Genomic DNA, 23,054 nt, shown 5'->3' on the forward strand with positions numbered 1-23,054 from the left:
ACTCAATCACGCCGACCGGTCGAGCCCGAACCCACCGTTCCGGGCTCCGGAACCGGCGCGGGCGGATCGTCGGCATCGACCGCCGTCGCGCCCCCCGCTTGAGCCTCCCGGGCCGCCTCCTCGCTGGCGTGGAAGGTGACGTCGATCACCTCATACATCTTGGTGCGCATCGCGCGGGCCTGGATGGAGTAGGAGCGGATATCGGCGTCGGTGAGGTGGACGTTGTCGGTGAAGGGAGTCAGCAGGGCCCGCGGGTAAAGGCCGCGGGCGCTGACGACGTTGAGTTCGGCGCACACGACGACGACCACGGCGGCCAGGTAGAGGAAAGCCAACAAGCCGATCACGAAGGCCACGACCCCGTTGGATGCCGATGCCCGCCTGATCACGCGGGCGACATAGACCAGCCCATAGGTCTGCAGCAGGTGCCAAAAGACCGCGGCGACGATCGCGCCCGGGAGCTGATGGCGCTTGCGGGCCCGCCCGGAGCCGATCCGGAAGGCCAGCAGGAAGATCCCGGTGTTCATCACGAAGGTCGCCAGCAGGACCCCGACCTTGGTCAACTCACCCCAGCCGGAGTATGCCGACCCGAGGGCGGAGATCACCGTGGTCGCCGAGACCGCGAGGCCGGCGGTGAAGACGAGGAAGAGGCTGCGCACCCGGACCTTGATCGGGTTGGGGCGGCTGTTGCGCTCGACGCCCCAGATGGTGTTCATCGCATACTGCAGCGCGTTCCCCACCCCGAGCCCACCGTAGAGCGCGACCGCGACACCGACGACGACACCGGCCGTGCCGCCGCTGAGCGAGCGCGGATCGCCCAGTTGGTCACCGATAACCGGGAACTGCGCCAGTGCCGAGCTGATGATCCGCTCCTGCAGTTCCGGATCATTGCGCAGCACGATCGACAAGATCGTCGCCAGCAACAGGAGCAGCGGGAACATGGAAACAAAGGCGTAGTAGGCCAGCAGGGCCGCGAGGTAGCCGCCGGCGTCGTCGAAGAACTTGTAGATCACCGCGATCGGGAAGCCGAGGACGGCATGGCGCCGCTGCTGCCGATCCACCCAGTCGACGACGCCCACGCGCCTATCCTGCCTGCCGCGGGCGGCTTACCGGGTGAGGTCGAGGGAGTCGAGGAAGTGTGGCGGTCCGGTGCGGGGGGTCCAGATCGGCATCCCGGTGCGCAGTTGCATCCAGGCCACCAGCCCGACGGCGACGGCCCCGAAGATCCCGGCGGCGATCTGAGCGGCCCCCTCGGTGGGTGCGATGCCGCGGGCGAGGCTGCGGCTCCCCCGGCGCAGGCTCGCGCCGCCCGGACCCCACCAACTGGTCAACAAGACCAGCGCCATGCCGGCGGCGAGCGCGATCTGATAGTGCGTCGACTCGCCCATACCGGCGGCCGCGCTCCGGGTGAGCAGCAGCGAAGAGACGACGCCAGCGGAGCCGACGATCGCCGGAAGGATCGCCGAGCCGAGCGCGCCGATCAGCCCGAGGAGGAGGTGGAGCGGTCCGGCGGCCACCGCTCGGGCGGTGTCGCCCGAACGCACCCCCTTGTGGTGGCGCCGCAGCACGAGCGCGGTCAGCGACCGGTCGGCGGTGTGGGCGATCGTCGACCACAGCCCCCCGAACAGCAGCGCCAAGGCGGGGTATGCCGCGGCCACCGCGATCAGGAGAACGCCGAGGCTCGCGAGGGTCCCGGTCCGCATCGGTCGGCCGATGCGGGGATCGCCGGCCATCGCCGGGCGCGGCGGTCCCGGCCGGTCCGGCGCCTCGATCGACTGTCCCGGGGCGGCGACGGGATACCGGGCCGCGGCGGGGCGCGGGTCTTGCTGCGCGGGTGGATCGGCGGTGTGTTGGCGCGGCGGCGGCGCTTGTCTGGCCGGGACCCGCGGGCCGGGCGGGCGCGCCGCCGGCTGCCACGTCGCCGGTTGGCGTGACGGGCTCGGTGGCGGTGCCGCGACCGGGGGCAGGACCGCAGTCGGGGCCGGCTGCGCCGCCGCAGTCTCAGCCAGCGGGCGGGTCGGCGGGGCCCGCAGCACGTCGGTGACCTGGCCGCCCTCGGCATAGGCGCGCAGGGCGGCGAGGACCTCGGCGTCGGTGGGCCGATCCTCGGGATACGGCGAGAGCGCCGCCTCCAGGAGCGGCGCCAGCGCCGGGTCGACGCCGCGCAGGTCGGCGTCGCCGCGAACCACCCGGGCCAGGACGCTCTCCATCGACCCGCGACCAAAGGGCGGACGCGCCGAGGCGGCGAAGCCGAGGGTGACCGCCCAGCCCCACCAGTCGGTGGACTCGGCGACCTCGGCGCCCTCGATGATCTCCGGGGAGAGATACCCGGGGGTGCCCATCACCAGGCCGGTGCGGGTCAATCGCTCGTCATCGGCGATATGGGCGATCCCGAAGTCGATAAGGACCGGCTCTCCGTCGAGCAGCAGGACGTTGCCGGGTTTGACGTCGCGGTGGACGACGCCGGCGCCGTGAATCGCGCGCAACGCCTCGGCGAGGCCACGGCCGAGTTGCAGCAGCGCAGGTCCGCTGAGGGCTCCGGTCTCCTCGACGACCGCATCGAGGGGTGGACCGGCGATATAACGGGTGACGATAAACGGCTTGGGGCCCTCGACGTCGTGGTCGATGATGCCGGCGACGTTGGGGTGGCGGATGCGGCTCAGCGTCTCGACTTCACGCGCCAGCCGGGCGCGGGCGGCAGCGTCGGCGGCGATGTGAGGCTTGAGAACCTTGATGGCCACGGCGCGCCCGCTGCGGTCCAGGGCGAGGTGAACGACGCCCATACCGCCTTCGCCGAGGCATTGGACGAGGCGGTATCCCCCGACCGTCGCAAACCCGGGCGAGGCCTGCGGGTCCGACGGGTCAGGCCCGTGGCCGCGCCCAACCGCAAGCTCCGTCATGAGTCAACGGTAAGTCATCGACGTCGTGATCCACCTGAGTACGACGACCTGGTCGACCCATGGCGGGCCGGCCAGGGCTGCTCCCTCAGGGTCGGCAGCGGCCGGCGCCGTCACTGCTGGATGTAGGTGACCAGCTGGTCGCGCTCGGCCTGCAGGCTGTTGATCCGGTTCTTGACGACATCGCCGATGCTGACGATCGCGTGCAGCTGGCCGTCGACGAGCACCGGCACGTGCCGGATGCGGTGCTCGGTCATCGTGGACTCGAGGCTCTCGATGTCGTGATCCGGATCGGTCGTGCGGACGTCGGCGGTCATGATCGCGGCGACGGTGCCGTCGAGGATTCCGGCGCCGCTGCTGTTGAGGTGGCGCACGATGTCGCGCTCGCTCACGATGCCGTCAACCGCCGTGCCATCGGAGCTGACGACGACGGCGCCGATGCCGTGCTCGGCCAGCAGAGCCAGCAACTCGCCGACGCTGGCGTCGGGGATGATCGTGACGACCGTCTGGCCCTTTTGACGGACCACCTCCGAGATTTTCATAGGGCGACGGTAGTCGCTCGGCGGGCCACTCGCCAGCGGCGCTCACGGTTCGGCATACGGGATCAGCCGGTGGGCTCGGGCACCGCCCGGGATGAGGCCCACACCAGCGACGTCGTAGGGTGGTGGTGTCATGGGACGCGACAGCTTCGACCTGGTGATCGCCGCCAACCGGCTGCCGGTGGACAAGGTCACCGCACCGGACGGCAGCACGAGCTGGCGGCGCAGTCCGGGCGGTCTGGTCACGGCGATGGATGCCGTCATGCGCGACCGGGAGGGCGCGTGGGTGGGCTGGGCCGGCGACGCCGGGGAGGCGCCGCCGCCCTTCGTGGACACCGGAATGGCGCTCTTCCCGGTCGCGCTGAGCGCGCAAGAGATCGCCGACTTCTATGAGGGGTTCAGCAACGACACGCTCTGGCCGATCTATCACGATGTGATCGTGCCGGCGACCTTCCACCGGCACTGGTGGAAGGCCTACTCGCGGGTCAACGAGCGGTTCGCGGAGGCCGTCTGCGACGTCGCGGCCCCCGGCGCGACGGTGTGGATCCACGACTATCAACTGCAGTTGGTCCCTGCCCTCGTGCGTGCCCGGCGACCCGATGTGCGGATCGGCTGGTTCAACCACATCCCGTTCCCGCCGGTCGAGCTGTTCGCGCAGCTCCCCTGGCGCGGTGACATCCTCATGGGCCTGCTCGGCGCCGACTTCCTCGGCTTCCAGCGCAAGGCGGACGCCGAGAACTTCGTGCGTGCGTGTCGCCGGCTGATGAGCTTGGGGACCAGGGGGGAGCAGGTCCGAGTGCCCGAGCAGGACGGCACCACCCGGACCGTGCGGGCGGCACCGGTGCCCATATCGATCGACGTGGCCGGGCTGGAGACCCTGGCCCGCACCCCCGAGGTGCGCGCGCGGGCCGTCGAGATCCGCGAGTCCCTCGGCAACCCCAAGAAGGTCCTGCTCGGCGTCGACCGGCTCGACTACACCAAGGGCATCCGCCACCGGCTCAAGGCCTATCAGGAGCTGCTCCGCGCCGACGTGATCCGCCCACCCGACGTCGTCTTCGTCCAAGTTGCCACGCCGTCTCGGGAGCGGGTCGACGCCTACCGGGAGTTGCGCACCGAGGTCGAGCGGACCGTCGGCCAGATCAACGGCGAGTTCGCCGCGATCGGCTTCTCCGCCGTCGAATACTTGCACCACTCGTATGGCCGCGAGGAGATGGCCGCCCTCTTCCTCGCCGCCGATGTCATGCTCGTGACACCGTTGCGCGACGGGATGAACCTGGTCGCCAAGGAATACGTCACCTGCCGCTTCGACGGTGACGGGGCGCTGGTGTTGTCCGAATTCACCGGCGCCTATCACGAGATGCGCCAGGCCTATGTGTGCAACCCGCACGACATCGAGGGTATGAAGCGAGTCATCACCACCGCCCTCACCGATCCCGCGCCGGTGCGGCGACGCCGGATGCGGACGCTGCGACGCAACGTCCGGGCCAACGACGTCCAGAACTGGGCGCACCGCTTCCTCAACGCTCTCGAGCACGCGCCCCGGCGACCCGGCGACGAGCCCCCTGACCGGCCCTTCGACCAGCCGGACGGGGCGACCGCGGACAACCCGGTGGGCGGCCATGACACCTGACCCGCTGCCCGCCCGGGACGACGAGCTGATGCTGGCCTTGGCGCGGTTCGCGGCGCTCCCCCGCGTGGTCGTCGCGTCCGATTTCGACGGCGTGCTCGCTCCGTTGGTGGACGATCCGATGAGTTCGCGGCCGCTGCCGGGAACGATGGCGGCGTTGCGGGAGCTGAGCACGCTGCCCGGCACGACAGTCGCCCTCGTCTCCGGTCGCGGCCTGGGGATCTTGGCGCAGCTGACGGGAGTGCCGCCCGGCTCGGCGATCGCCCTGTTCGGCAGCCACGGCGGCGAAGGCAGCCTTGCCGGCGTCGGAGTGGCGCTCACCGGGCAACAGCTAGCTGACCTGCGGGAGGTGACGGCGGCGCTGGCACAGGTCGTCGCCGACAACCCGCCCGCGCGTCTGGAGCGCAAGCCGATGGCCAGCGTCTTGCACACGCGGGGAATCGACCCGCTCGTCGCGGCCCGCGCCGAAGCCGCGGCGGTGGCCGTCGGCCAAGCCCGGCCAGGCGTGGAGATCATGCACGGCAAGGATGTCGTCGAGCTTGCCGTCGCCCGCGCCGACAAGGGCAGCGCCGTCCTCGGCCTGGCCGCCTCCGTCGGCGCGGACGCGATCTGCTATCTCGGCGACGACCTGACCGACGAGAGCGTCTTCACCCGCCTCGGGCCGGCCGACGTGGGCGTCAAGGTCGGGGCCGGCGCGAGCGCCGCGGCATACCGTTTGCCCGGGCCGGACGCCGTCCCCGCCCTGCTCGCCACGCTGGCAGTCCGTCGGTTGGAGGCGGGCGGCTAGGCCGTCGTGGCGACCTCGGTGACCAGCTTGGGGGCGCGGGCGGTTGAGCCGCGGACGACGAGTTCGGGGCGGAAGACGAGTTCGGGGTGGATGCTGCTGCCGCCGTTGATCTGCTCCAGCAGCGCCTGGACGGCGACCTCGGAGATCTCCTGGACGCTCTGGCGGATCGTGGTCAACGGCGGGTCGGTGAAGCCCATCAGCAGCGAGTCGTCGAAGCCGACCACCGACAGATCGCGCGGGATCGAGACACCCATGCGGCCGGCCTGGCGGATCGCGCCGAGCGCCATGATGTCCGAGCCGAAGATGATGCCAGTGACCCCGCGGTCGAGCAACATCCGGGCGGCCTGGCCCCCGCCCTCGACGGTGAACAGCGTGTGCACGATCATCTCGTCCGGGTCGAGCCCCGGCAGCTCGGCGGCGAGCATCGCCCGGAAGGCGGTGACCTTCTCGCGGACCGGGACATACTTCTCCTGGCCGGTCGCCAGCCCGATCCGCCGGTGGCCGAGCTCGATCAGGTGGCGGACGGACAGCTCGACCGCGGCCTGGTCGTCGGTGGACAAGAAGGCCGCGCGCACCCCGTCGCGGTGGCCGTTGACCAGCACGAGCGGGACGCCCTGATTGGTCAGCGAGACATAACGCTCCACGCTCTCGGCGGTGTCGGCGTGTTGCCCCGAGACGCAGATGATGCCGGCCACGCCACGATCGAGCAGCATCCGGACATAGACGTCTTCGTGCAAGCCCCCCGGGGTTTGGGTGCACAGGACGGGAGTGAAGCCGCGCATCGCCAGCCCGGTCTCGATCGTCTGCGCGAACGCCGGGAAGATCGGGTTGGTCAGCTCGGGGACGATCAGGCCGACGAGCGAGCCGGTCCGCGGACGCAGCCGGGCGGGCAGCTCATAGCCGAGGACGTCGATCGCGGTCAGCACCGCGGCCCGGGTGCTCTCGGAGACGCCGGGCTTGTTGTTGACCACCCGGCTGACCGTCGCCTCGCTCACTTCGGCCTGCGCCGCGACCTGCGCCAGCCCGATTCTCACGGGTTTGTCGGCCATGTCCACACCTCCACCGTCGGGCGGTCGGCGTGCAGCACGACCTCGTCGCCGTCGATCTCCAGCGGATCGCCGTATGCCGCCTGCGCCGCCTGCGCGCCGGGCAGCGCGGCCAGCGGTAGCCGGATCACATCGTGCTCGAGGCGGGCCAGATGCACCAGGGCGGTCTGCTCGGGGTGCTCGCGCAGATAGACGAGCACATCGTCGTCGGCGTAGGCCCAGCGCAGGCCCCCGGCCGACAAGGCAGGATGGGCACGCCGCGCCGCGATCAACCGGCGATAAACCGCATGAATGCGCTCGTCCCAGGTTTGCGGGTGCCCCCACGGCATCGGGCGGCGGCCGTCCTCGCCGAACGCCCCGAGCATCCCAATCTCATCGCCATAGGTGATCATCGGGATCCCCGGCATCGTCATCACGAGCCCGGCGGCCACGTCGACCTGGGCGTCGTCGGCGCCGACGAGGCTGCGCACGCGGGTGGTGTCGTGGGAGCCGGCCATGTTGAAGCTGTGCGTCCGCGTGGCCCAGGGCAGCTGCGCCCCGAACTCGCGCATCGTCTCCATGACCGCCCGCCCGCCCAGGCGCGGCACAACGACGGGCAGCCCGAGGAAGTCGGGAGCCTGCTCCGGGTGACGCAACCAGGTCCACAGTGGCCGGGTGAAACCGGCGTAGTTCATCACGCCGTGCCAGCCGTCCCCGAGCGCGTCGCGGGAGGTGTCGTGGCAGTGCTCGGCGACCAAGAACGCGTCCGCGCGGGCCGCTGTCGCCGCCGCCCGCATCCGCCGGGCGACGGCCGCATAGTGGTCCTGCTCGCCCAGGCGTCCGGTCATGTTGGCGACATCGATGCGCCAGCCGTCGAAACCGTCGGTGCCGCTGAGCCAGCGGCGGATCGGACCGTGCGGATCGTCGAACAGCCGGCGGCCCAACTCCTTCGAGTCGTAGTTGAGCTTAGGCAGCGAGGGCACGTCCAGCCAGGCGGCATACCGCTCGCCGTCGAAGAAGTAGAACTCGCGCTCCTCGCTGTCCGGATCGGCCTGGGCGCGGCGGAACCACTCGTGCCCGACGCCGGTGTGGTTGGTCGTGATGTCCCCGAGGACACGCAGCCCGCGCTCGTGAGCCGCCGCGATCAGCCGCTGCAATGCCTCATCGCCACCGAGCAGCGGGTCGACGACGTCGAACGTCGTGGCGTCATACCGATGATTGGAGCGCGCCGGGAAGACGGGGGTGAGATAGATCGTCGTCGCCCCCAGGTCGGCGATGTGATCGAGATGCTCCCGTATGCCGTCGAGATCGCCCCCGTAGAACTGGCGCCCGGCGCGCCTGCCGCGCCCGGCCACCGGGGTGTCCCAGGCCGCCGCTTCGGCCCAGTTGGGCAGGGGCCGCGAGTCAGCGGCTGCCGAGCGGGCGAAGCGGTCGGGGAAGACCTGGTAGACGATCGCCTCCTGGCTCCACGCCGGCGGCGCGGGGAAGGTCGTCATCCGGAAGTCGGCGGCGTCGGGGACGTCCCGCTCGTGCAGCCCGGTCCCGTTAAGCCACTGATAGCCCACCCGCCCCCCTTGGAGGAGGAAGCGGTAGTTCATCACCGGGTTGTGCACCCGCAGGGGCACGCGCCACCACGTGTCGCGCGCCGTCTGCTCGACCGTGACGGCGGCCGTGAACTTCGGCTCCGAATCGAGCGTCGAGCGCAGGTGGACGCTGCTGACCGCGGCCGCGTGCGGAACGCGCACGAGCAGGTCCACCACATCTCCTCGCCGCGGGTGCGGCGAGGAGACGTAGCGGATCGAACCGTCGTGATGCGGCGTGTCGAGCAGGTGAGCCGCGGGGCTCACTTCACCGAGCCCTGCGTCATACCGCCGACAAGGTATTTCTGGAAGCCGAGGTAAAGCAGCACGACGGGCAACGAGGCGAGCAGGGCACCCGCCGCGAACTGGCCGAACAGCCGGTTCTTCTCGTTGCCGATCGTCATGCTGTAGAGGCCGACACCGAGGGTCTGGCTGTTGACGTCGCGCAGGAAGATGCTGGCCAGGAGGAACTCGCTGAACAGGCCGACGAAGCTGAGCATGAACACCGTCACGAGGATCGGCATGACTAGGCGCAGCGTCATGGTGAAGAAGATCCGCGCGTGGCTCGCGCCGTCAACCTTGGCGGCCTCGTCCAGCTCGCGGGGGATGGTGTCGAAGTAGCCCTTGAGCAGCCAGACGTTGGCACCCATGGCGCCGCCGAGGTAGCACAGGATCAGCGCCCAGATCGAGTTCAGGCCGAGCGCCGGGATGATGTCGCCGAAGCGGGCAAAGGTCAAATAGAGCGCCGGGAAGGTGAGCATCGCCGGGAACATCTGCAACAGCAGCAGCGCGAGCAGCCCGGGGCGCCGGCCGGCAAACCGCAACCGGGAGAAAGCGTATGCCGCGCACGAGCCGATGAACACCGATCCCAACGAGCCGACCAGGCTGATGATCATCGAATTCTTGTACCAGCTGACATACGGTCGGGAAGCGTCGGCGAAAAGCGTGTCGAAGTTGGCCTGTGATATCGAGGATGGGATCAGCGAACTGGTCTGCAGTGAGCCGGCCGGGTTGATCGCGGCCGAGACGAGGAAGACGATCGGGAAGAGCGCCCAGAGCAGCGCGAGGATCCCCAGGGCGTGTTTCCACCACACCGAGCCCCCCGGGGAGCGCGGCGCTCGGCGGGTGGCCGTGCGGCCTTCGGGAATGGCGACCGCCGCAGCGTCGGTGACATTGGACAAGTCAGTTCACCTCTTCCAGGGACTTGGTGCGGCGGAAGCCGGAGTAGCTCATCGCGGCGACGATGAAGAAGATGAAAATACAGACGGCAGAAGCCAATCCGATATTGGGGCTGCCCGACTCGAACGCCAGCCGGAAGGCATAGGTGATCAGCAGGTCGGTCTCGCCGATCGTCGTGTCGTTGGCGTTGAACGGGCCGCCCTTGGTGAGCAGGAAGATCAGGCTGAAGTTGTTGAAGTTGAACGCGAACGAGGCGATCAGCAGCGGCCCAACGGCGACGAGGAGTAGCGGCATGATGATCGAGCGCAGCGTGCGGAAGGGGCCGGCGCCGTCGATCTTGGCGGCCTCGCGGACATCTCCCGGGATCGACTGCAGCGCACCGGTGCAGACGAGAAACATATAGGGGAAGCCGAGCCACAGGTTGGTGATCAAGATCGCGACCTTGGCCCACCAGCCGTTGCCGAGCCAGTCGATGTTGAGGTGGCTCAGTTTGTTGACCAGCCCGAAGTCCTGGTTGAACATCGAGGCCCACACCAGCGCGGTGACGAAGCCGGGGATGGCATAGGGCAGGATCAACAGCGACCGATAGAAGCCCTTGCCCTTGAGCTTGTCATCGTTGAAGAGGAGCGCGAGCAGCATACCGAGGATGAACGTCGAGATCACCGAGAGCGCCGCGAAAGCGACATTCCACAAGAAGATTTTAAGAAAGCCGGCGCGGATCGTTTCGTTGGTGAGCAGCGTGCTGAAGTTCTTGGTTCCGACATTCTCTTTCCAGCCGGTCGGAAGGGTTTGGCCGTCTGGCGCGGTCCAGTAGGCGTTCTTGGGGGTGTAGACGATGTTCTTCGTGGTGTCGGTGATGGTGTCGGCGTTCTTGTTGTAAGTCAGCGTCGGGGCGCCTTCAAAGGCACTGCTGAAGCCCACCGACTTGATCCCGGCCGTGTCCGAGACCGGCACGGCAAAGGCCTTGAGTTCCTCACTGCGATCATTCGACTGGCGGGCGTTCAGGATGGTGTACCCCGCGGCCTTGGTGATCTTGCCGGCTGCGGTCTTCTCAACGCCTTCGGCGGGCAGTTCCTCGATCCCGTCCTTTGTCCCGGCGAGCATGGCGCCGTCGGGTTTGGTGAGCAGGAAGGTCAACGCACCCGTGGCCACGTCGGCGCCTTCGGGTACGGCGATGCTCAGCTTGTAACGTTCGCTGCCTTTGACCTCTTTGACGGAGTTGGCGACATTGCGGTCGGTCGCCTCGTCCTTGGTCAGGGTGTGGCCCTGGCCGTAGTTGGTGAACGCCGTCGCGATCGTGTAGACGATCGGCCAGATCTGCAAGGTCACGAGCAGGACCAGGCCGGGAAGGAGGTATTTCATCGGCACCGCCCGCCGGGTCGCATAGACCGCGAGGATGCACAGGAGGATGAAGCCAGTGATGACGACGCCGAGCCAGGATCCGCCGGCGACCAGCTTCTGGATCACGTATGCGGCGATCAGCGCCGCGACGGCGAGCAGACCCCACTTGATCGCGTGCGTATACGCCGGGGTGGTGTCCTTGCCGAGCTGGAGTGGCTCGAGTGGTGAGACGGGGACGGAAGCCATGCAGTTCTCCCTGGGAGGGCGGCGGGAAGTCCGGGTATCGCCGGCCGGGCACTGCTGGTGACGGCGGCGTCGAGGAGCCGGAAGCGAGCAGCTTCCGATGGAGCCCCCGGCGAGGCGGGCAGCTCAGCTGCGAGCCGGCTTGGTTGCCCGGCTCGGCCAGGGTCTTCAGTCAGGTGACCCGGCAGGCGGCCCCCCGCGAGAGCGAGAGGGCCGCCCGGGGAGACTTAGGACTTGGCGATGGCCTTTTCGATTTCCTTCTGCGCGGCGTCGAAGCGGGCCTTCGGGTCCTTGCCCGAGATGACGTCGGCGGCGGCCTGGCCGAGCGGGCCCCAGACCGAGTTCATCGCGGGAATGTTGGGCATGGGCTTGCCGTCCTTGCCAGCCTCATACCACGCCTTGACGTCGGGGTCGGCCGCCGAGACCTCGTTGTAGGCCTCGGTCAGGGCCGGCGGCCGACCGCCGGCCTCGAACATGGCCAGCTGGAACTCCTTGGTCGGCACGAAGCTGGTGACGAACTCCTGGGCGAGCGTCGCGTTCTTGGCCTTGGCCGAGACGTAGAAGAGCTGCACGCCGAGGAAGGGCTGCATGGCGTCCCCGCCGGGGAGGCTGGGCAAGGAGGAGATCGCGTAGTTGATGCCGGCCTTCTTGACGTTGGGGATCGCCCACGGGCCGGTGATGAAGAACGGGGCCTGGCCGCCGGTGAAGATGCCCTCGGCGTTGTCGTCGCCGACGTTGGTGGACAAGACCTTCTCCTTGCCCATCTTGGCCAGTTCCTCGGCGCCCTTGAGCGAACCGGCGCTGTTGACGATCACCTTGTCGGGGTCGTAGTCGCCGTTGGCCTTGACGTCGAAGATGCCGCCGCCGTAGGCCGACAGCCAGGGGTAGGTGTAGTAGGCGTTGCCGGTCTTGCCGACCGACTGGTCGAGCAGGGTCGTGATCTTGGAGTCCTTGGCCTTGGCGGCCTTGGCGGCCTTGAGCAGGTCGTCCATCGTGGCTGGGGCGTCGGGGGCCATGTCGGTGTTGCGCACCAGGGCGATGTTCTCGACGGAGAACGGCACGCCGTAGTTCTGGCCATTGAACTTGCTCGCCGCGACGGCGGAGGGGGCAAAGGTGCTAGCGACGGCCTCATCGAGCTGGATCGGGGCGACGGTGCCGTTTTGGACGAGCTCGCCGAGCCAGTCGTGCGCGCCGACGACGATGTCCGGGCCCTTGCCGACCTTGGTGGCGTCACCGAACTGCTTGCGGGTCTCGGCGGCGATCTGGACGGCGACGGTAACGCCGTTTTCCTGGGCGAACTGCTGGGCGAACTTGGTCAGGTTGGGCGCACGGTCGGCGTCGGACCAGATGACCAGATCGGCGTCGGCTCGGGCGGGGTCCTTGGCGTCGACCTCGGCCGGGGCCGCGGCGGTCTCGGTGGCGCTCCCACTCTCGCCGCCGGCGGTCGCGGTCTCGCTGCTGATCGAGCCGGTGCCGGTCGTCGAGGAGGAGTTGGTGCTGGACTCGCTGCCGCAGCCGGTCAGGACCAGAGCCAAGGCTCCGGTCAGAGCGGCGGCGCCGAAAGCACGCTTGTGCATGAACTCTCCTAGATGGAACGCAGGGAGCCACTGTGCATCCCTGGCGAAGTGAGAGAACTCTAGCGCGTACGTGCAAGATCTCGCAACCGCACTGCAAGTAGTTGCGCTTCTGCCGCAAGATGTCTCAGTTGCGTAACGGTCACCAACCTGCAAGGCCAACGGCGCCCAGCGTTTGAACGAGAAAAGATGAGGGCGCGGCGACTAGCGCCGACACCCCGATGTCGGGCACACTGTACGGTGCCCCGGCCACCGTGGTCCGGCGGCGTACCACCTTTACAACGGATCGTCCGGCACGTTCCTGCCGGTGAAGGAGCACTGCCTCATGGCAACAGTGAAGTTCGACGAGGCCACCCGGGTCTACCCCGGCGCGACCCGCCCGTCCGTCGACAAGCTCAACATCGACATCGCGGATGGCGAGTTCCTCGTCCTGGTCGGCCCCTCGGGCTGTGGCAAGTCCACCAGCCTGCGCATGCTCGCCGGACTCGAAGAGGTCAACGGCGGCAAGATCTGGATCGGTGACCGCGACGTCACCCACCTTTCGCCCAAGGACCGCGACGTGGCGATGGTCTTCCAGAACTACGCGCTCTACCCGCACATGACCGTCGCCGACAACATGGGCTTCGCCCTCAAGATCGCCGGCGTCAACAAGTCCGAGATCGACCAGCGGGTCAAGGAAGCCGCCAAGATCCTCGACCTGACCCAATACCTCGAGCGCAAGCCCAAGGCCCTCTCCGGTGGCCAGCGCCAGCGTGTTGCCATGGGCCGGGCGATCGTCCGCTCCCCGCAGGTCTTCCTGATGGACGAGCCGCTGTCCAACCTCGACGCCAAGCTGCGGGTCCAGACCCGCACCCAGATCGCCTCACTGCAGCGCCGCCTCGGCGTCACCACCTGCTACGTCACCCACGACCAGACCGAGGCCATGACGATGGGCGACCGCGTCGCGGTCCTCAAGGACGGCCTGCTCCAGCAGGTCGACACCCCGCGCCGGATGTACGACCACCCGGACAACCTCTTCGTCGCCGGCTTCATCGGCTCCCCCGCGATGAACCTCATCGGTATGCCGGTCACCGACGGCGGCGTGAAGTTCGGCTCCAAGGTCATCCCCGTCCCGCGCGGTTCGCTCGGCAATGTCGGCAACGAGGTCATCGTCGGGGTCCGCCCCGAGGACGTCGACGTCGCCCCTCAGGGTGACGGCCTGCCGATCACCATCGAGGTCGTCGAGGAACTCGGCGCCGACGCCTACGTCTACGGCACCCCCCAGGCCGGCTCGGTCACCAAGGAAGAGGGCGTCGAGAAGCCGTTCATCGCCCGCGTCGACGGCCGCCGTCCCCCGGAGAAGGGCGCGACTCTCTACATCACCCCGCAGGAGGGCCACGTCCACCTGTTCAACGCCGAGACCGGCGAGCGCCTCGTCGACTAATTTCTTTTGTTCGGTCTCCTCCTTCGCGGGGCGGCGGGCACGACTTCGTCGTCCCCACCGCCCCGCTCCATCGTCGGCCGAACGCCGTCCCCACCGCCCCGCTCCATCGTCGGCCGAACGTCGTCCCCACCGCCCCGCTCCATCGTCGGCCGAACGAGGGCTTAGGCTTTCTGTCTCGTGGCTCTGGACATCATCGCGGCGCGGCCGGACCCGGCGCTGCTCGACCTCCCGTGGGACCTGCCGCTGGAGGACTGGCCAAAGGAACGACTCGCCACCCTGCCGCGGGGCATCTCGCGGCATGTCGTGCGCTTCGTCAAACTGTCCGGGCGGGTGCTCGCGGTCAAGGAGATCAAGGCCGAGCTGGCCATCGGCGAGTATCACTTGCTGCGCAACTTGGGCCGGTTGGGCCTGCCGTGTGTCGAGCCGTTCGCCGTCGTGCGCGGACGGGTCGATGGCGCCGGGCGCCAACTCGATGCCTGCCTGGTCACCCGGCATCTGCCGTTCTCCCTCCCCTACCGCGCCCTCTACAGCCAGGCGCTGCGCCCGGACACCGCCGCCCGTCTCATCGACGCCCTCGCCGTATTGCTCGTGCGGCTGCACCTGGCCGGCTTCTGGTGGGGAGATGTCTCGCTCTCCAACACGCTGTTCGTCCGCGACGCGGGCGCGTTCGCGGCCTACCTCGTCGACGCCGAGACCGGCGAACTACGCCACCGGCTCTCGGACGGCCAGCGCGAGCACGACCTTGAAATCGCCCGGATCAACATTGCCGGCGAACTCATGGACCTCGAGGCCGGCGGACGGCTGCGGGGAGAGGACCCGATCGAGACCTCCGAGCAGTTGCTCGTCCGCTATCACGACCTGTGGAACGAGCTGACCGCGGAGGAGGAATTCGACGCCGACGAGCGGTGGCGCGTCGATGAGCGCATTCGGCGGCTGAACGACATCGGCTTCGACATCGACGAACTCGCGATCGTCACCGACCTCGGCGGCACCTCGATCCGGATCCAACCCAAAGTCGTCGATGCCGGCCATCACTCCCGCCGGCTGATGCGGCTGACCGGCCTCGACGTCGAGGAGAACCAGGCCCGTCGTCTGCTCAACGACCTGGATTCGTATCGGGTCGCCACCGACCGCCAGGCCGAGGACGAGGAACTCGTCGCGCACGACTGGCTGACCCACATCTACGAACCGATCACCCGGTCGGTGCCAGCCAGCCTGCGCGGCAAGCTGGAACCCGCGGAGCTCTTCCACGAGATCCTCGAACACCGGTGGTACATGGCAGAGGTCGCCGGCCACGACTTCCGCATCGAGGACGCCACCGTCGACTATGTCGCCAATGTCCTTCCGGACAAACCGGAGGAGAAGGCCGTCCTCGCCCCCGACACCGCCGACACCAACGAGATCCCGCTAAGCGGGCTCTGACGCCGCGCTCACAGCCACCGGATCACATCCGCCCGGAACTGGCCGCGTAGAACGCGCTCGACTCCTTCTTGTACATCAGGAAGACCGCGGCCGCGCCGACCAGGATCGAGACGATGCTGAGCATCCGCGACAGCAGCGGCGCGGCCTGCGCAAAGCTGAGCAGGAAGGAAATCAACGACAGGACGAAGAAGACCGTCGCGACGATCCGGGCCCAGGACTTCCCCTTGCCGTTGGCCGAGGCCATCCAGAACCACAAGGCCACGCCGAGCAGCCCGAGCACGACCGCGAACACCAAACCGAAGGTGATCGCGGCGTCGATCGACGACTGGGTGACGTCCGGCTTGGCCTCCCGCATCTGCTTGGTGACCTCATCCTCGATCTGACCCTTGGTCGCGAAGGTCAAGGCCACTCCGATCAGGGACAGCAGACCACCAAGCTGCATCAGTCGCACCGCCATGTCCATTGCTGGCGGCCGGGTCGCCGGCACCGCGGGGGCGCCGGGGCCACCCGAGTAGGACGGCATACCGTTATAGCTTGGTGCGGGCGTGTAGCCCGGCTGCGCGCCAGGCCCTCCAGGCGACGCGGGCGGAGGGGGCGGAGGGACCGATTCCTGCGGGGCGGGCTGGTTGGGGTCGCCGGTCGACATCGTGCTCGTCCTCTTGTCGCTGACCAGCACAGTTGGCCGGCCGGGGTCACTCCCAGCTAACCACACCGGTCACGCGAGTCCCGATCTAGCGCGCACCGACTCTCCCCACGCGACCAGCCGAGGCCGTCAACTAGCCGGCGAGCACCCGGAAGGTGTGTGCCTGCGCGATGATGACGACCGGGACGGCGACGAATGCGCCGAGGCCGAACGCCAGGGTCCCGGCGAGCACCGCTGCCGTGGCAAGCAGGTCAAAAAGAGCCACCTTGGCCGCGTTGCGCGCCACCAGGCGGGCGCTTCCGGTGCACGCCCCGACCACGCCCGCCCCCCGATCGAGCATGAAATGGAGAGCGAACTGCCCGAAGTAGACCACCGCTAGTGACGGCAGCCACCACAAGAAGCTGCCGAGCCAGACGAGCGCGGTGAGCACGAGTGCGGCGCCGAACACGGCGCCCTTGCTCCAGCCCGCATACAGTTCCGCGAAGGCCGGTCGCTTGCCGGCAACAATGTCCAGCCCACCCTTGATCCAGCCGGCATAGACGATCTGGAAGGCGGCAAAGGCCACCACGTAGGCGATCCCGAGGACCAGGACCACCGCAATCGTTCGGTCGGCAACCCCTGATGAAGAACTCGTCTCGGAGTTGCCCACGGCGACCAGGAGGACCGCCACAAAGCCGACGAAGAAGAGCGTCAAGACGAGGCCCTGCAGGACGCTCCCCACGATCACCGGGACGAGCAGCGTGGCGGGATCCTTGACGAAGCGATCCCAGCCAAGGCGCATCGCAGCGACCGGGTCGTATGCCGCTGCGGCCCCGGGTGGACCGACTTCCCAGCCCGGCACAGGGTTCGGCGCCACCGCGTGGCCGCACCCTTGGCAGAAGGCGTCGGCCGGATCGGTGGGTCGCCCGCACCGCGCGCAGTACATTCAGCGCCTCTTTTCACGAGGATCCGCAATGGGTGGTGACGTACTCGCCGACGCGCTTCCAGGGGCCGGCGACGGCCAACCCGGACACCAACCCGCCAAGCGCGGCGCCGGCCGGGTTCTTGACCGCGTCGGGGGCGTCGTCGATTTGCTTTTGGAAGAAGTCCCGCAGTGTCGCGACGTCGGGCTCGATGTCCTGCGGGGCGACCTTGTCCAGGGCCTCGAAGATCGCGACGATGTCCCCGAACATCTCGAACGTCATCGCCAGGCTCCCGAACAAGGCGGCACCGGCGTCGTCGTTCTTGGCCAGGTCGCGTTCGGCCTTCTCGTACTTGTCGAGGAAGGTCTGTTTCTGCTCCTGGTAGGTCGTGCAGAACGCTTCCGGGCTGCGCCCCGCTCCACACGCGGTGAACAACAGGGCGCCCCCAAGGACAGCGGTGAGGATCCGTCCTACCGGTGATCGAAGGCCCATGCTCGTGACGGTAGGGGCAGCCGACGGCGTCGTCACGTCCCTCAATGATGGGACGTGCCGGCACGGGGTCAGACCGGTCCGAGCCCGGTCACACCCGGCAGATTGCGCGCCACCGCAAAGGCAACCGCCACGGCGAGCGCGGCCCAGGCCAGCTCCGGACGCGCCAGCAACGCACGCACTCGGGGCCGGGCGCGCGTGCCGAGGAGCACGCCCGTGATCGCTGCTAGAGCCAGCCCGACCATCAGCAACGGGTTCTGCGCCCACGCGCCCGCGAAGTCCCCGTGCCCCAAGGCGGCCACCATCCGCAGGCCCCCACAGGCCGGGCAGGCCAGGCCGGTCAGGGCAGCGAACGGGCAGAGGACCATCGCGGGCCGGGAGTCAGCGAGCGCTGACGACGACGGTGTTCGCGGCCAGGTCGTGGTAGCCGCGCTGGCGCCCGGTCGGGTCCGCCCAGAACGGGGAGAGGTAGATAACGATCCCGAGGCCGCAGATGAAGTTGGCGATCGCGGGGATTCCCCACCGGATCAGCGACGGGCCCCACCCGGGAATGGCGCCGTTGTCCTGCATGACGACCTTGATGCCCATGACCTGCTTGCCGATCGTCGCGCCGCGCAACGCGATCAGCACGACCTCATAGACGATGCCAATGACGGTCAGGACGAGCATCATGACGAAGAACGCACCGAGGGCGAGCCCGCTCGGCTCACCGTCCGATCCGGACGTGCCGAAAAGACCGGCGAAGCCGATGAACATCACGATCGTGTAGACGATGCCCATGATCACCCAGTCCACGATGCGGGCCAGCAACCGGGTTGTCATCGGGGGCACCTGGCCGCCGCCCGGCAGGGCCACTTGCGCGGCGGGTGCGCCATACGGATTGCCGGGTGGTGCCCCGTAGGCGGGCGGCGGCGGCGCGGCATACGGGCTGGTGCCGGGTGCGGGTGATCCCGAGGTCGGGGCATATCCCGGATAGGCAGGGGCATCGGCGACTGGCGGCGGGCTCGGCGGCCCGTAGCTCGGGTAGGCCGGTGCGCCACTGCTTGGGGGCGAAGCCTCGGCCGACTGGTTCGGCGGCGGGTAGGCCGTGCTGCCCGAGCCGCTCGGCGGCGGGGGCGGCGAGGGCCGCTGGGCCTCGCCCTCGGGATCGTAGTCGGGCGAAGTCGGGTCCGTCGTGGACATTGAGTCATTCCCTCCAGGGACGGGGCGCCACCGCGGCGCCGCACGATCGCAGCCTAGGGCTCGGGCATCCCCCGCGCCGGGCAATCAGCCAGTTCGGCGCCGGCGTGCCACTTCATACAGCGCCACACCCGTCGCGATCCCGGCATTGAGCGACTCTGTGGTCGCGCTCATCGGGATCGAGACGATCTGGTCGCAGTGCTCGCGCACCAGGCGGGAGATGCCCTTTCCTTCGGAACCGACAACGATGACCAGTGGCCGGTCGGCGAGTTCGAGACCGGGCAATTCGACGTCCCCGTCCATGTCGAGGCCGATGATGAAGCAGCCGGCCTCGCGGTAGTCCTCGATGGCCCGCGTCAAGTTGGTGGCCTGCGCTACGGGCACGCGGGCTGCGGCGCCGGCCGAGGTCTTCCACGCCGCCGCGGTCATCCCCGCCGAACGCCGCGCCGGGACAACGACACCGTGCCCGCCGAACGCACCGACCGAGCGGATGATCGCCCCGAGGTTGCGCGGATCGGTGATGCCGTCCAGCGCCACGATCAGCGGTATGCCATGGGCTTCGGGGTCGAGCAGATCGCCCGGGTGAGCATAGTCATAGGGCGGGACCTGGATCGCCAGTCCCTGATGAACCGCACCGTCGGTCAGCCGGTCGAGTTCGCCCCGCGGGGTCTCCAGCATCGGTATGCCGCGCCGGCCGGCGATCGTGATCGCCTCCTTGACCCGGTCGTCGGCGTCGATCCGGCCGGCCAGATAGAGGGCCGAGGCCGGGACCTCGGCCCGCAGCGCCTCGACCACCGCGTTGCGCCCGGCCACCATTTCACTGCTCTGGCCTCGCTTGGCGGCGCCAGCGCGCCGGCCGCCGCTCGTCGAGCCGCCGGGTCCGCGACCGTCGTTGGCCCGATGGGCCTTGTGGTGGGGCCGGTCGGCAGCCTTGGGGGTCGGCCCCTTGCCCTGAAGGCCGCGGCGGCGCTGACCGCCCGACCCGACGACCGCGCCCTTCTTGGAGCCGGGCTTGCGGATGGCGCCGCGTCGCGGCGCGTTGCCGGCCATCAGTCGTCCCCGCCGGAGCGGGCCAGACCCCAGCGCGCCCCCGAGGCGGTGTCCTCGACAAGGACGCCGGCGGCGGCGAGCTGGTCGCGGATGGCGTCGGCGGTCGCGAAGTCCCGGGCCGCCCGCGCCGAGGCCCGCGCCGCCACCTGGGCCCGGACGAGCGCATCGAGCGCGGCCGTGGCCGCCTCGGCGCCGCTGTCGTCGTCGGCGTGCCAGTGCGGGGCGAGCGGGTTGACGCCGAGGATGTCGGTCATCTCAACCACCTGCCGCGCGACGCCGGCGGCCTCGTCCGCCTCGTCCTCGGCGAGCAGGGTGTTGCCGCGGCGCACCTGCTCGTGGATCACGGCGAGCGCCCCGGACACCCCGAGGTCGTCGTCCATGGCCGCGACGAAGTCCGCAGGCAGCGGGGCCTCGGCGCTCGCCTCGAGAGTCCGCAGCCGGGGCAGGGCACGGCGCAGGAAGTTCTCGATCCGGTCGACGGCCGCCTCGGCCTCGGCCAGCGATCCCGGGTGGTATTCGATTGTCGAGCGGTAGTGCGCGGCGGTGAGGTAGTAGCGCACGGCGAGGGGCCGGGCCTGCTTGGTAACCTCACCGATCAACAGCGAGTTCCCGAGCGACTTGCTCATCTTTTCGCCACCGGTGGTCACCCAGGCGTTGTGCAGCCAGAAGTTCGCGAAGTCGAGACCGGCCGCGCGGGACTGCGCCTGCTCGTTCTCGTGATGGGGGAAGCGCAGGTCGACGCCGCCGCCGTGGATGTCGAAGGCGTCGCCGAGGTATTTGCGCGCCATCGCCGAGCACTCCAGGTGCCACCCGGGACGCCCGCGGCCGTAGGGCGTCGGCCAGCTGGCGCTGGCCGGCTCGGCCGGTTTGGACCCCTTCCACAACGCGAAGTCGCGCGGGTCGTGCTTGCCGCGCGGGTCGGCGTCCTCGGCGGCGGCCATGTCGTCGATGCGCTGACGGGTCAGCTCGCCATAGGCCGGCCAGCTGCGAACGTCGAAATAGACATCGCCGCTGCCGTCGGGGGCCGGATAGGCGTGCCCCTTCTCGATGAGGATGTCCATGAGTTCGACCATCTCCGGCACGTGCCCGGTCGCGCGCGGCTCGTAGGTCGCGGGCAGCACCCCCAGCAGGTCGAGGGCCTCGCTGGTCGCGCGCTCATTGGCATAGGAGAGGGCGAACCACGCCCGCCCCTCCTCGGCGGACTTGGCGAGGATCTTGTCGTCGACGTCGGTGACATTGCGCACCAGCGTCACGTCATAGCCGTGCCCGCGCGTCAGCCACCGGCGCAGTACGTCGAACGCGACGGCGAAGCGGACGTGGCCGATGTGTGGCGGCGCCTGCGTGGTCAGCCCACAGATGTAAATGCCGACCTTGCCCGGGTGCAGGGGCACGAAGTCGCGTAACTCCTTGGCGGCGGAGTCGTACAGGCGCAGGCTCACCGCACCAAGGCTACCCGCGACTGGCTCCCGTCCCGACCGGATAACCCAGGGTATAACGAAGCGATAACGCCAGTCTGGACAGCTGGCCAACTTCGGAGGACGCTTCGAGATGCGCGTTCTCCTCCCGCGTGGGAGCATGCGTTCGGCCCAGGCACGACCCCAGCATCACCTCAGCACCACCGACCGAGGGGAAGCCCAGTGAGCGAAGCCAGTCACGCCTCATCCTTGAACGCCGAGCAGGTTGGCTACAAACAGTCCCTTGGCCGCCGGCACGTGCAGATGATCGCCATCGGCGGAGCCATCGGCACCGGCCTCTTCCTCGGTTCTGCCTCCCGCCTGAACAGCACCGGGCCGGCGCTGCTGTTCAGCTACGCCTTCGTCGGCGTGATCGCCTATTTCCTGATGCGGTCGCTGGGTGAGCTGGTCTTGCACCGCGCGACCTCCGGGGCCTTTGTCTCCTATATGCGCGAGTTCTACGGCGAGAAGTGGGCCTTCGTCACGGGCTGGATGTATTGGCTCAACTGGGCCCTGACCGGCATCGCCGAGTTGTCCGCGGTCGGGCTCTACATCCAGCACTGGTGGCCGCAGATGCCGACCTGGCTGACCGTGCTCATCGCGCTGGCCGTCGTGCTCGCCATCAACCTGCTCTCGGCGCGCGCCTTCGGGGAGTTCGAGTTCTGGGCTTCGGTCGCCAAGGTCGCCGCGATCATCCTCTTCCTATGCGTTGGCATCGTCGTCGTCGTCATGAGGATGGATGTCGGCGGCCACCAGGCGGGGTTCCACAACCTGTGGTCCAACCCCGGCGGGTTCTGGCCAAGCGGGGACGGTTTCCACTGGTATGGCCCGATCATGGTCATGTCCGGGGTCGTCTTCGCCTATTCCGCGATCGAGATGGTCGGCGTCGCCGCCGGTGAGATGGAGGACGCCGAGCACGAAGTCCCCAAGGCCGTCAACGCGGTCATCTTCCGGATCGCGGTCTTCTATTGCGGCTCGATCCTGTTGCTCGTCTCCATGCTCCCGACCAGCGAGTTCAAGGGGGGCACCAGCCCGTTCGTCACGGTCTTCGGACGCATGGGCATGGATTGGATGGGAAACATCATTCAGGCCGTCCTGATCGTCGCGGCCATGTCCTCGCTCAACTCCGGCCTCTATTCGACTGGACGCATCCTGCGCAGCCTGGGAATGGCCAAACAGGCACCGGGCTTCACCCTAAAAATGAGTTCCTCCGGGGTGCCGTGGGCCGGGATCGTGATGACCTCGGTCGTCTATGTCTTCGGATCGGTCCTGAACGCGTTGCGTCCCGACGCCTTCGAGATCGCGCTGGAGGCCGCCGCGATCGGCGTGCTGTTCACCTGGGGCACGATCTTCGCCTGCCAGCTGCGGCTGCGCAAACTGGTCAACCGCGGGATCATCCCGGCCAGCCCGTTCCAGGCGCCCGGCTACCCGTGGACCAGTTATCTCGGGCTCGCCTTCCTCGTCTTCGTCGTCATCGCGATGGCGGTCAGTGGCTGGCAGTCCAACCCCTACTTCTGGCACAAGGTCACCTTCATCGTCGTGGTCATCGGGATTCCGCTCATCGCGGCGGTGCTCACGATCGGGTGGCTGATCGTCAAACCGCGCGTGGTCGCCAACACCGGCGGCCACCTCGGCGCGGTCTGGACCGACACCGGTCCCGCCGTCGACTCCCGCCCGAGCCAGCCGGCCGCGACCGAATGAGC

20 protein-coding genes are annotated in these 23,054 nt (G+C 68.8%); 5 read left to right on the top strand and 15 right to left on the bottom strand.

Going from position 1 to position 23,054, the window contains the following annotated elements:
- Positions 1–2 precede the first annotated feature (2 nt).
- The 3 genes from V9G19_RS24480 to V9G19_RS24490 form a co-directional block, all read right to left on the bottom strand.
- Positions 3–1,076 (bottom strand): YihY/virulence factor BrkB family protein, encoded by a 1,074-nt coding sequence (locus V9G19_RS24480; RefSeq protein WP_462287994.1) that lies wholly within the window; start codon positions 1,074–1,076, stop codon positions 3–5.
- Positions 1,077–1,103: 27 nt separating this feature from the next.
- Positions 1,104–2,897 (bottom strand): serine/threonine-protein kinase, encoded by a 1,794-nt coding sequence (locus tag V9G19_RS24485; protein WP_462287995.1) that lies wholly within the window; start codon positions 2,895–2,897, stop codon positions 1,104–1,106.
- A 110-nt stretch (positions 2,898–3,007) separates the two neighbouring features.
- Entirely contained in the window at positions 3,008–3,436 is a 429-nt protein-coding gene (locus tag V9G19_RS24490) for a CBS domain-containing protein (protein WP_462287996.1), read from the bottom strand.
- A gap of 130 nt (positions 3,437–3,566) precedes the next feature.
- On the opposite strand from V9G19_RS24490, the gene V9G19_RS24495 reads away from it, so the two are divergent.
- Together V9G19_RS24495 and otsB are read left to right on the top strand one after the other, a co-directional pair.
- Positions 3,567–5,063 (top strand): alpha,alpha-trehalose-phosphate synthase (UDP-forming), encoded by a 1,497-nt coding sequence (locus V9G19_RS24495; protein ID WP_462287997.1) that lies wholly within the window; start codon positions 3,567–3,569, stop codon positions 5,061–5,063.
- Positions 5,053–5,847, top strand: a complete 795-nt coding sequence (otsB, locus tag V9G19_RS24500; RefSeq protein WP_462287998.1) for a trehalose-phosphatase — start codon at positions 5,053–5,055, stop codon at positions 5,845–5,847. The genes V9G19_RS24495 and otsB overlap by 11 nt, the downstream gene beginning before the upstream one ends.
- On the opposite strand, the gene V9G19_RS24505 is transcribed toward otsB, so the two are convergent.
- The 5 genes from V9G19_RS24505 to V9G19_RS24525 form a co-directional block, all read right to left on the bottom strand.
- Complete coding sequence (locus tag V9G19_RS24505) at positions 5,844–6,896, bottom strand: LacI family DNA-binding transcriptional regulator (RefSeq protein WP_462287999.1); 1,053 nt, start codon at positions 6,894–6,896, stop codon at positions 5,844–5,846. The genes otsB and V9G19_RS24505 overlap by 4 nt on opposite strands.
- Complete coding sequence (locus tag V9G19_RS24510) at positions 6,878–8,719, bottom strand: glycoside hydrolase family 13 protein (protein ID WP_462288000.1); 1,842 nt, start codon at positions 8,717–8,719, stop codon at positions 6,878–6,880. The genes V9G19_RS24505 and V9G19_RS24510 overlap by 19 nt, the downstream gene beginning before the upstream one ends.
- Positions 8,716–9,633, bottom strand: a complete 918-nt coding sequence (locus V9G19_RS24515) for a sugar ABC transporter permease (RefSeq protein ID WP_462288001.1) — start codon at positions 9,631–9,633, stop codon at positions 8,716–8,718. The genes V9G19_RS24510 and V9G19_RS24515 overlap by 4 nt, the downstream gene beginning before the upstream one ends.
- 1 nt (position 9,634) lies before the next feature.
- The gene (locus V9G19_RS24520) at positions 9,635–11,218 is read right to left on the bottom strand and encodes an ABC transporter permease subunit (RefSeq protein ID WP_462288002.1); all 1,584 of its coding nucleotides are present in this window, start codon (positions 11,216–11,218) and stop codon (positions 9,635–9,637) included.
- A 224-nt stretch (positions 11,219–11,442) separates the two neighbouring features.
- On the bottom strand, positions 11,443–12,792 hold the full coding sequence (locus V9G19_RS24525; protein WP_462288003.1) for a sugar ABC transporter substrate-binding protein: 1,350 nt from the start codon (positions 12,790–12,792) through the stop codon (positions 11,443–11,445).
- A gap of 322 nt (positions 12,793–13,114) precedes the next feature.
- Here V9G19_RS24525 and V9G19_RS24530 point away from each other — a divergent pair, with 322 nt between their 5' ends.
- Positions 13,115–14,212 carry an ABC transporter ATP-binding protein gene (locus V9G19_RS24530; protein ID WP_462288004.1) on the top strand — a complete coding sequence of 366 codons (1,098 nt, stop codon included), beginning with the start codon at positions 13,115–13,117 and terminating at the stop codon, positions 14,210–14,212.
- A gap of 177 nt (positions 14,213–14,389) precedes the next feature.
- Positions 14,390–15,634 (top strand): DUF4032 domain-containing protein, encoded by a 1,245-nt coding sequence (locus V9G19_RS24535; protein WP_462288005.1) that lies wholly within the window; start codon positions 14,390–14,392, stop codon positions 15,632–15,634.
- A 22-nt stretch (positions 15,635–15,656) separates the two neighbouring features.
- On the opposite strand, the gene V9G19_RS24540 is transcribed toward V9G19_RS24535, so the two are convergent.
- The 7 genes from V9G19_RS24540 to cysS all read right to left on the bottom strand — a co-directional run bounded on the left by V9G19_RS24540 (position 15,657) and on the right by cysS (position 21,336).
- Entirely contained in the window at positions 15,657–16,157 is a 501-nt protein-coding gene (locus V9G19_RS24540; RefSeq protein ID WP_462288006.1) for a hypothetical protein, read from the bottom strand.
- Positions 16,158–16,410: 253 nt separating this feature from the next.
- Positions 16,411–17,133 (bottom strand): hypothetical protein, encoded by a 723-nt coding sequence (locus V9G19_RS24545; protein ID WP_462288007.1) that lies wholly within the window; start codon positions 17,131–17,133, stop codon positions 16,411–16,413.
- An 82-nt stretch (positions 17,134–17,215) separates the two neighbouring features.
- Positions 17,216–17,671 carry a hypothetical protein gene (locus tag V9G19_RS24550; protein WP_462288008.1) on the bottom strand — a complete coding sequence of 152 codons (456 nt, stop codon included), beginning with the start codon at positions 17,669–17,671 and terminating at the stop codon, positions 17,216–17,218.
- A 68-nt stretch (positions 17,672–17,739) separates the two neighbouring features.
- Positions 17,740–18,036 (bottom strand): DUF2752 domain-containing protein, encoded by a 297-nt coding sequence (locus tag V9G19_RS24555; RefSeq protein ID WP_462288009.1) that lies wholly within the window; start codon positions 18,034–18,036, stop codon positions 17,740–17,742.
- A gap of 13 nt (positions 18,037–18,049) precedes the next feature.
- Positions 18,050–18,850, bottom strand: coding sequence for an RDD family protein (locus V9G19_RS24560; protein WP_462288010.1), 801 nt, complete (start codon positions 18,848–18,850; stop codon positions 18,050–18,052).
- Positions 18,851–18,934: 84 nt separating this feature from the next.
- On the bottom strand, positions 18,935–19,897 hold the full coding sequence (gene rlmB / locus V9G19_RS24565) for a 23S rRNA (guanosine(2251)-2'-O)-methyltransferase RlmB (RefSeq protein ID WP_462288011.1): 963 nt from the start codon (positions 19,895–19,897) through the stop codon (positions 18,935–18,937).
- The gene (gene cysS, locus V9G19_RS24570; protein WP_462288012.1) at positions 19,897–21,336 is read right to left on the bottom strand and encodes a cysteine--tRNA ligase; all 1,440 of its coding nucleotides are present in this window, start codon (positions 21,334–21,336) and stop codon (positions 19,897–19,899) included. The genes rlmB and cysS overlap by 1 nt, the downstream gene beginning before the upstream one ends.
- 198 nt (positions 21,337–21,534) lie before the next feature.
- Between cysS and V9G19_RS24575 the strand changes: the two genes are divergently transcribed.
- Positions 21,535–23,052 (top strand): amino acid permease, encoded by a 1,518-nt coding sequence (locus V9G19_RS24575; protein ID WP_462288013.1) that lies wholly within the window; start codon positions 21,535–21,537, stop codon positions 23,050–23,052.
- The last annotated feature ends 2 nt before the right edge of the window (positions 23,053–23,054 follow it).

The sequence above is a fragment of the Nostocoides sp. genome (genome assembly GCF_037045025.1).
GTDB lineage: Bacteria > Actinomycetota > Actinomycetes > Actinomycetales > Dermatophilaceae > Nostocoides_A.